The sequence below is a fragment of the Mycolicibacterium chubuense genome (genome assembly GCF_001044255.1).
Lineage (GTDB): Bacteria > Actinomycetota > Actinomycetes > Mycobacteriales > Mycobacteriaceae > Mycobacterium > Mycobacterium chubuense.
On sequence record NZ_JYNX01000066.1, the window covers coordinates 78,704 to 87,270 of the forward strand.

Genomic DNA, 8,567 nt, shown 5'->3' on the forward strand with positions numbered 1-8,567 from the left:
ATCGTGTCACTGGCCGCGCTGGCGATCGCCGCGGTGTGGATCCTCGGCAGGCAGCCACGTGCCCGGCTCATCCAGGCTCAACGTCGCACTGTCCCGGGTGAATTCGTCGATGACCGCCCACACGGCAGGTCGGTCCTCGCCGGCCCGCCACACGAGTGACCACGTCCACAGCGGTGTCGGGTGCACCACCGGGCGCCGCACCAGGTCGCGCGGTTCGGGGTCCTGGTGCCCTCGCGGATTGACCAGCACCGGCCGGCCCAGCCGACGGACGTGTTCGAAGAACGTGGGACCGGTGACCCCGCCGTCGTCGGTGCGCATCACCCGGGCTCCGGTGTCGGCGGCGAACTGCTCGGCGTAGCGGTTCCACGACGACCACGTGGCAGTGTCGTCATCAGCCAGCACCACAAGGCTTCTGGCGGCGATCGGCGATGTGTCGGCGCCGGGGCTCAACGCATGAAGACGCTCGACGCCGATCAGCCGCGCCTCCAGTGACAGCGCGGTGAGATCGTCGTTCTGCACCCAGCAGATCGCGAGGTCCAACGCGCCATCGGCCACCCGCGCAGCCTGCGTGTGCGACGGCATCACCCAGGTGTCCACGCGCAGTTGCGCCACCCCGGCGGCACGTTCGACCCAGTCGGTCGGACACCAATTCACCCAGCCGATCCGCACCGGGTCCGACACCGCCAAACCCGTTGCACGCCTGCGTAACGCGTCGGCCTGCTCGATGAGTGCGCGGGCGTCGGCCACCAAAGCCGCACCGGCGGGAGTCAACGCCACCGAGCGGCGGTTCCGGTCGAACAGCTGCACTTTCAGGTCGCGTTCCAGCGCCTTGATCTGTTGAGACAGGGACGGACCCGCGATGCGGAGCCGCTCGGCAGCACGGGCGAAGTTCAGCTCCTCGGCAACGGCGACGAAGTACCGCAACTGGCGAAGCTCCACCTCCCGCAGCGTAGTAGCCGTGTCCTCTCACCAGCGAGGAATTTCGTCCCGCCGGGTGGACATGCCCGCCGTCGGCGCCGTGTTGAGCAGTGCATCAGACCCACAGAAAGGCACAGACCATGAACACCACCGCACCCGTCGTCGTCATCACCGGCGCATCGCAAGGCATCGGCGCGGCGCTCGTCGCCGGATACCGGACGCTGGGCTACGCCGTCGTCGCGAACTCCCGCACCATCGCGCCCAGCGATGATCCGATGGTCCTCACCGTGGCCGGCGACATCGCGCAGCCCGGCGTCGGAGCCGAGCTGATCGACGCCGCCCTGAAGCACTTCGGCCGGGTCGACACCATCGTCAACAACGCGGGCATCTTCATCTCCAAGCCGTTCACCGAGTACACCGACGCCGACTACGACGCGATCTCCGGCGTCAATCTGCGCGGGTTCTTCGAGCTCACCCGCGCCGGCGTCTCCGCCATGGCCGAGCGGGGCGGGCACATCGTGACGATTTCGACCAGCCTCGTCGACCGGGCCGACAAGCAGGTGCCCTCTGTGCTGGCGTCGTTGACCAAGGGCGGACTCAACGCGGCGACCAAGTCGCTGGCCATCGAGTACGCCGAGCGGGGCATCCGGGTGAACGCCGTCGCGCTCGGCACTATCGACACCCCGATGCACGATCCCGCCACCCACCCGTTCCTCGCCGCGCTGCATCCGGTGGGTCGCCTGGGCACCCTCGACGACGTCGTCGCAGCGGTGTTGTACTTGGAGAACGCGGGATTCGTCACCGGGGAGATCCTGCACGTCGACGGAGGTCAGAGTGCCGGACACTGAGGGCGAGATCGTGCGCGCGGTGCTCGACGAGTGGAAGGCCGGGATCGATGCGCACGACCCGGCGCGGGTGGCCGCGGTGTTCACCGAGGACGCCGTCTTCCAGGGCCTGCACCCGTACACCGTGGGCCGCGACGGTGTGTTCGCCTACTACGACGGCCAGCCGCCGGGACTGACGGTCGACTACCGCATCGACGAGGTCCGCCGGCCGGCCGAGCAGGTGGTGCTCGGTTACGGTCGGGCCGACTTCACCCGGCCCGACGGCACGGTGACTGCGCTGATGCTCGGCGTGGTGCTCACCCGCGGCGCGGGCGGCTGGCTCGTCCAGCAGTATCAGGTCAGCCAGACGCCTCATTGACCGATCCGGAGTGTGGATCTGACAAGCGCTGCGCCGCCTCCCGCGCGAGTTGGACCCGTGACGCGCAGCCGAGCTTGGTGTAGACGTGCGTCAGATGGGTCTGGACTGTGCGGTGCGAGATGAACAGCCGTGCGGCGATGTCTTTGTTGCCCAGGCCCTCGACGACCAGCCTCACCACATCGATCTCGGTCGGAGTGAGCGATGCCCAACCACTGGAAGGACGCCGCCTCCGGCCGCGGCCTCGCAGTGCGTAAGCGATCGACTCATCGACCGACAGCGCCGCACCTTCCGCCCACAGCGCATCGAAGTCCTGCTCTGACAGAGCTTTTCGGGTCGTATCCACGCCGGCTCGGTACTCCGCGTCCACCAGACCGATGCGCCCCTGATGCATCTGGTCCCGCATCTGAGCGGCCGCCCCGAGCAAGCGCGTCGCCACCGCCGCTTCCCCGGTGTCGGCGACCAATCGCGCGAGACACTCGAGGACGTCGGGGAGGCGCAGGTACGCGTTGTAGGACGAGGCAACGGCCAGCGCCGCGCAGAGATCGTCCACGGCATGGTCCGGCCGGTCATCGGACACGTCGATCAGCGCCCGCGACAGCAGTGCCGCGACCTGGAAGTACCCGGGCACCGAGGCGACCGCAGCGTCGGCCCAGGCGCGCGCTGTCGCTGTATCTCCGCTAGCGAGCGCTGCAACTGGCATTGGATTGGCGCATCGCCCGTACACCTCGCGCAGTGGGCTGGTGTGCCGCCACGCCGTCTCACACGCCCGTCGGGCCGCTTCCCCGTCACCGTTGACCAGCTCCGCCTGAGCAGACACAGCGAACACTGTGTCTCCGAAGAAGCCACCCGCATCTTGGGCCACCGCGACCGCTTTCTCGACGATCCCTGTCGCGGAGTCGATGTCACCCTGGTGGATGGCCACTCCCGCGTGACCGACCAGACGGAACAGAGTGGTGATCGGTTCCACGTCGGTTTCAGCCGCCTCATCGGCGAGCGCACGGAACATTCCCTCCGCTTCCTTCAACCACCCCAGGTGCCAGGTCGCCACTCCGAGCCAGATGCGGCAGTGCAGCGCAAAATAGCGATCACCGACCTCCTCTGATACCGCCAGACCTGCCTGCGCTGCGTGCGCCGCTGCGGCCGGGTCACCGGCGAAGATCTTGGCGATGGCCTCCATGGTCCGAATCTGACAGATCAGCCAGCGGTTCCCCGACGTATCGGCCACGGCCACTGCCTCGGAGAAGTACTCGTGCGCGACGGCGAGATCGTAGAACGCCAGCATCCCGCAGCTCATGAGCGTCTGCGCGAGCAACACGGGATCATCGATGTGGCGGGCGCACGCCAAGGCCTCTTGCGCACGCTCCGGGTTCACCGGCACGGCTACCGCGGCCGCGAGAATCGCTTGGTCAGCAACGCCGCGAACCCACAGTTCGGCGGGTACGGCGCTGCGGCACCGGCTGTCCTCCAGCAACAGGTCCAGCGCAACCATCCCCTCCTGCTGCCGACCTCGGCGGAACCAGACGTCCTGCAGCGAGGTGGCCAGCAGCAGGCCGTTCTCGAAGTCGTTCGTTTCCCGACTCCAGCTGTATGCCGCCCGCAGGTTGTCGATCTCGTTCTCGGCCCACGCAATCAGCTGCTCGCGTCCGGGCGAGTCGGCCGCGGCGAGACCGACCGCTATCGTCGCGTAGTGATCGCGATGTCGCGTGCGCACGGCGTCCGCTTCGCCTGACTCACTCAGCTTTTCGAGTGCGAACTGGCGCACTGTCTCGAGAAATCGGTAGCGCATCACTCTGTCGGCGTCTTCTGCGACGACCAACGACTTGTCGACCAACAGGCTGAGGAGATCGAGGATGTGAACGCGCTCTGCAGCGACGATTGCGTAGCGGCGGCGATACGGTCCAACCAGCTCTCGTCGAGACCGGCCTCGACGAAGGTCGNGCATCGTCGTCGGCACCCACCGCCTGCGCCGCGTCGAGATCGAAGCCGTTCATGAACGCCGCCAGCCGTCGGAACAGCACTCGTTCAGGCTCGGTCAGCAGAGCGTGGGACCACTCGACGGACGCTCGCAAGGTCTGTTGCCGCCTCACCGCGGTGCGCGAACCGCCCGTCAACAGCCGGAAGCGATCATGAAGACTGTCCCGGATCTGGGTCAGCGTCAGTGTCCGCACCCTCGCTGCCGCGAGTTCGATGGCCAGCGGCATGCCGTCGAGCCGACGACAAACCTCCGTCACCACCCTCGCTGAGTCCTCGACGAGCCTGAAGTCCGGTCTCGTCCGCCGTGCGCGGTCGACGAACAATTCGACAGCCTCGCTGTCGAGTGGCAACGACGGCACCCGCCAAACGAATTCACCTGCAACACCGACGGGCTCGCGGCTCGTGGCCAGGATCGTCAACGCCGGACACCTGTCGATGAGTGCAGCGATCAGCTCACCACAAGCGTCTAGAAGATGCTCGCAGTTGTCGAAGACCAGAAGGATTCGGCGGTCACCGCCGAATGTGACGAGGGTGTCGACAGTCGAGCGACCGGGTTGATCCGGCAGACCGACCGTTCGCGCCACCGCCAGGGGAACAACCCGCTGATCGGTCAGGGACGCGAGATCCACCCACCAGACACCATCGGGGAACTGACGTTTCACCTCGTGGGCCACTTCCAGGGCGATGCGCGTCTTACCGACACCTCCCGCACCGGTCAACGTGACGAGTCGATTGCTCGTCACGAGATCACAGAGCTCCTGCTTCTCGCGGGCGCGGCCGACGAAACTCGTCAGAGGTCTGGGCAGTCGCTGAGCCGTGGCCGCCGTCACGCGCAACGGCGGAAATTCGTTGCAGACATCGGGATGGCACAACTGGACGACACGTTCGGGGCGGGGAAGATCGCGGAGCGGGTGTATCCCGAGGTCGGTCAACCAGGCGTCGGCGGGTAGGTGATCCACGACCATCGCTTCCGTGGCCGCGGACATGACGGTCTGACCTCCGTGCGCCAGATCTCGCAGACGGGCGGTGCGGTTGATGGTGGGACCGAAGTAGTTCCCCTCGTCACGCAATTCGATCTCACCGGTGTGAACGCCGATACGCAGACGCAGCGGCGCCAGGGGCGCGCGCTGAAGACTCAGCGCGCACGCCACCGCGTCGCTCGCCCGGGCGAACGCGAGGACAAAGCTGTCACCCTCGCCCTGCTCAACCGGTCTGACGCCGCTGTGAACCTCGGTGAGTTCGCGCAGAACCTCGTCGAGCAGCGCGATTGCCGACCTCATGTGCTCAGGACGGGTTTCCCAAAGCCGCGTCGAGCCCTCGACGTCTGCCAACAGCAGCGTCACGGTCCCCGTCGGCAACGCGGTCACGCCAAGCTCGCCCCACTCAGTCGTGCTCATGGTAGCCAGCGTGCGGCGCAGCTGAGCCGGTTTACATCAGCGCATGCGCGTATTTCTAACCCACGTCGCGTGCCGCGGCACGGCCGGCCGCCCGCCCGGAGAACACGCATCCGCCCAGGAACGTGCCCTCCAGCGAGCGGTAGCCGTGGACGCCTCCCCCGCCGAAGCCCGCGGCCTCACCGGCCGCGAACAACCCGCCCACCGGGGTGCCGTCCTCCCGCAGCGCGCGCGAATCGAGGTCGGTCTGCAAGCCGCCCAACGACTTTCGGGTCAAGATGTGCAGTTTGACCGCGATCAGCGGGCCGGCCTTCGGGTGGGTGAGACGGTGCGGCGCGACGACGCGGCTGACACGGTCGGCCAGGTAGCCGCGCGCGGCGCGGATCGCGGTGATCTGGCTGTCCTTGGTGAACCGGTTCGCCACCTCCCGGTCGCGGGCGGTGACCTCCTCTTCGACCACGGCGAAGTCCAGCGGCTCGACGTCGGGGACGCCGTTCATCTTGGCGACCAGGTCGCGCAGCGAGTCGGCGGTGACGAAGTCGACACCCCGGTCGACGAACGCGTGCACCGGTGCGGGCCCCTTGCGGCCGCGTTCGATCACCGCGCGAATGCTGCGGCCGGTCAGATCCGGGTTCTGCTCCTGCCCCGACAGCCCGAACTCCTTGTCGATGATGCGCTTGTTCAGGACGTACCAGGTGTAGTCGTGCCCGGTCCGGGAGATGTACTCCAGCGTGCCGAGGGTGTCGAATCCGGGATACAGCGGCGCGGGGAGCCTCCGGCCGGTGGCGTCGAGCCACAGCGACGACGGCCCGGGCAGGATGCGGATACCGTGCCGCGGCCAGATCGGGTCGTAGTTGGTGATCCCCTCGGTGTAGTGCCACATCCGGTCGCTGTTGATCATGTGGGCGCCCGCCGCCGTCGAGATGCCCAGCATCCGGCCGTCGACGTGCTCGGGCACGCCGCTGAGCAGTTGCTCGGGCACCCGGCCCATCCGCTTCGGCCAGTTCGCGCGGACCAGATCGTGGTTGCCGCCGATGCCGCCGCTGGCCACGATGACGGCCTGCGCGCGGAACTCGAACTCCCCGATCGTGTTTCGCGACGACGGCGCACCCCGCACGGCGGCTGACTGTTCCAGTACCGCGCCGCGCACCCCGGTGACGGCGCCGCCCTCGACGATCAGTTCGTCCACGCGGTGGCGGTGCACGAAACGCACCAGAGGCCCCGTCAGCCGACGCGCGAAGATGTCGACCAACCCCGGCCCGGTTCCCCACGTGATGTGGAAGCGCGGCACGGAGTTGCCGTGGCCGCGGGCGTCGTAGCCGCCGCGTTCGGCCCAGCCGACCATCGCGAAGATCTGCAGCCCACGGTCGCGCAACCAGCTGCGCTTCTCTCCGGCCGCGAAGTCGACGTAGGCGTGGGCCCACTGCCGCGGCCAGTGGTCCTCGGGGCGGTCGAACCCGGCCGTGCCGAGCCAGTCCTGTAGGGCCAGCTCGTGGCTGTCCCGAATGCCGAGGCGACGCTGCTCGGGACTGTTGACGAAGAACAGCCCGCCGAAGGACCAGAACGCCTGGCCGCCGACGTTGGCCTCGTTCTCCTGATCCACGATGAGCACGCGACGGCCCCGCTCGACCAGCTCACACGCGGCCACCAGCCCGGCCAGGCCGGCGCCGACCACGATGACGTCCGCATCATCTGCCATGCGGCCAATGTAGCGAGAGCGGACCCTCAGGCGGCGTCGGACAGCGCAGCCGGGTGGCGCCAGGCGTACACGGTGGGCACGCAACCGTGCATCAGCGCCAGGTCGGCGGCGTCCAGCATGGCCTGCCGGGGCCCGGGCCGGCGAAGATGCCGCGCGGCCACGGCCACCCGGACGATGCCGTCCCGGCGGGCCGTCCGCTCGGCGGACAGCACCACGGTGCGACACCACCAGGGTTCGGTCAGGAATCCCTCCCCGATGCCGAGCACCCGGGTGCGGACGGTCTGCCGCCGCACCAGATCGGTGATGCCGCTGAGCCCGGCCGTCAGACGGAATCCGTTGCGCGGCAACGCGGTGAGCGCACCCTGTGAGACGTTCCAGCCGGGCGCGGCGAACAGCCGGGTGCGCAGGCCGAGGTGTTCGAGGATCCGGTCGGCGGCCATCAGTCGCAGGTTCGCCTCGTGCGCGGGCAGGGTCGCGAACTCCCCGCGGCGCGCCTTGGTGGCGGCCTCGTCGAACCCGTGCAGCACGATCGCGTCACCCTGGGCGCGCTGTTCGGTCAGCCAGCCGACGGTCTCGGGGTCGCGGTCGAGCCGGTATCCGCCCTTGATCCTCGGTGCCACCAGGAACGACGCGGGCACGCCCCGGTCCTGGAGTTGGGTCCGGAATGTTGCGACGTCGTCGATGGTCCGCTCGCTGATCCCGGAGATCGAGACGATCAGTTGTCCTGCCACACCCGCAGTGTCGCAACGTCAGGTGTCGAGATGGACAACAACACGACGCGCCCGGCTGAACTGTCGACCCGACTAGCGCGGCAGAACCTCTTCGATCGCCGAGATCACCTCGGGGGCGTCCGGCACGGTGCGCGGCCGGAACCGCCGCACCACCTCGCCGCTAGGCCCCACCAGGAACTTCTCGAAGTTCCACTGCACGTCGCCGGCTTCGCCGCTGTCGTCGGCGGCCTGGGTCAGCTCGGCGAAGAGCGGGTGCCGGTCGGGGCCGTTGACGTCGGTCTTGGCCAGCAGCGGGAACGTCACCCCGTAGGTGGTCGAGCAGAACGTCTGGATCTCCTCGGCACTGCCCGGTTCTTGCCCCATGAACTGGTTGCAGGGGACGCCGATCACCGTCAGGCCGCGCTCGCCGTACTCCCTGGCCAGCTGTTCGAGCGCGCTGTACTGCGGGGTGAGTCCGCATTTCGAGGCGACGTTGACCACCAGCGCGGGCCCGTCGGCCAGTTCGCCGAGCGTGGTCGCGCGGCCGTCGAGGGTGGTCAGCGGGATGCCGGAGAGCGTCATGGGTTTCTCCTATGTCAAGCCGCTGCTGTTTGGCAAGCGGGGTGACGGTTGTTGTGATCGGTGTGTAGGTGTCCGAATACGACGCGG

7 protein-coding genes and 1 pseudogene are annotated in these 8,567 nt (G+C 68.3%); 2 read left to right on the forward strand and 6 right to left on the reverse strand.

What is annotated here, in order from left to right; all coding sequences use genetic code 11:
• Nucleotides 1-6 precede the first annotated feature (6 nt).
• Nucleotides 7-939: a LysR family transcriptional regulator gene (locus MCHUDSM44219_RS29230; RefSeq protein WP_082162387.1), complete on the reverse strand. Its 933-nt coding sequence runs from the start codon at nt 937-939 to the stop codon at nt 7-9.
• Nucleotides 940-1,058: 119 nt separating this feature from the next.
• Here MCHUDSM44219_RS29230 and MCHUDSM44219_RS24890 point away from each other — a divergent pair, with 119 nt between their 5' ends.
• Together MCHUDSM44219_RS24890 and MCHUDSM44219_RS24895 are read left to right on the forward strand one after the other, a co-directional pair.
• Nucleotides 1,059-1,766, forward strand: a complete 708-nt coding sequence (locus MCHUDSM44219_RS24890) for an SDR family NAD(P)-dependent oxidoreductase (protein WP_048420936.1) — start codon at nt 1,059-1,061, stop codon at nt 1,764-1,766.
• The gene (locus tag MCHUDSM44219_RS24895; RefSeq protein ID WP_048420937.1) at nt 1,753-2,121 is read left to right on the forward strand and encodes an SgcJ/EcaC family oxidoreductase; all 369 of its coding nucleotides are present in this window, start codon (nt 1,753-1,755) and stop codon (nt 2,119-2,121) included. The genes MCHUDSM44219_RS24890 and MCHUDSM44219_RS24895 overlap by 14 nt, the downstream gene beginning before the upstream one ends.
• Here MCHUDSM44219_RS24895 and MCHUDSM44219_RS31360 read toward each other — a convergent pair.
• The 5 genes and pseudogenes from MCHUDSM44219_RS31360 to MCHUDSM44219_RS24915 all read right to left on the reverse strand — a co-directional run bounded on the left by MCHUDSM44219_RS31360 (nt 2,102) and on the right by MCHUDSM44219_RS24915 (nt 8,480).
• Complete coding sequence (locus tag MCHUDSM44219_RS31360; RefSeq protein WP_413783647.1) at nt 2,102-3,907, reverse strand: LuxR C-terminal-related transcriptional regulator; 1,806 nt, start codon at nt 3,905-3,907, stop codon at nt 2,102-2,104. The genes MCHUDSM44219_RS24895 and MCHUDSM44219_RS31360 overlap by 20 nt on opposite strands.
• A 152-nt stretch (nt 3,908-4,059) precedes the next feature.
• A pseudogene (locus tag MCHUDSM44219_RS31365) lies at nt 4,060-5,492 on the reverse strand (ATP-binding protein); the annotation flags it as partial.
• Nucleotides 5,493-5,547: 55 nt separating this feature from the next.
• The gene (locus MCHUDSM44219_RS24905; RefSeq protein ID WP_048420938.1) at nt 5,548-7,188 is read right to left on the reverse strand and encodes an FAD-binding dehydrogenase; all 1,641 of its coding nucleotides are present in this window, start codon (nt 7,186-7,188) and stop codon (nt 5,548-5,550) included.
• Between the two features lie 26 nt (nt 7,189-7,214).
• Nucleotides 7,215-7,919: a DUF2334 domain-containing protein gene (locus tag MCHUDSM44219_RS24910; RefSeq protein ID WP_048420939.1), complete on the reverse strand. Its 705-nt coding sequence runs from the start codon at nt 7,917-7,919 to the stop codon at nt 7,215-7,217.
• Nucleotides 7,920-7,991: 72 nt separating this feature from the next.
• Entirely contained in the window at nt 7,992-8,480 is a 489-nt protein-coding gene (locus MCHUDSM44219_RS24915) for a glutathione peroxidase (RefSeq protein ID WP_048420940.1), read from the reverse strand.
• Nucleotides 8,481-8,567: the final 87 nt, after the last annotated feature.

What these genes read in the sequence shown, in the direction of transcription:
- MCHUDSM44219_RS24890 (WP_048420936.1), top strand. Translation starts at nt 1,059, where the DNA reads ATGAACACCACCGCACCCGTCGTCGTCATCACCGGCGCATCGCAAGGC.
- MCHUDSM44219_RS24915 (WP_048420940.1), bottom strand. Translation starts at nt 8,480, where the DNA reads ATGACGCTCTCCGGCATCCCGCTGACCACCCTCGACGGCCGCGCGACC.
- MCHUDSM44219_RS24905 (WP_048420938.1), bottom strand. Translation starts at nt 7,188, where the DNA reads ATGGCAGATGATGCGGACGTCATCGTGGTCGGCGCCGGCCTGGCCGGG.
- MCHUDSM44219_RS31360 (WP_413783647.1), bottom strand. Translation starts at nt 3,907, where the DNA reads ATGCGCTACCGATTTCTCGAGACAGTGCGCCAGTTCGCACTCGAAAAG.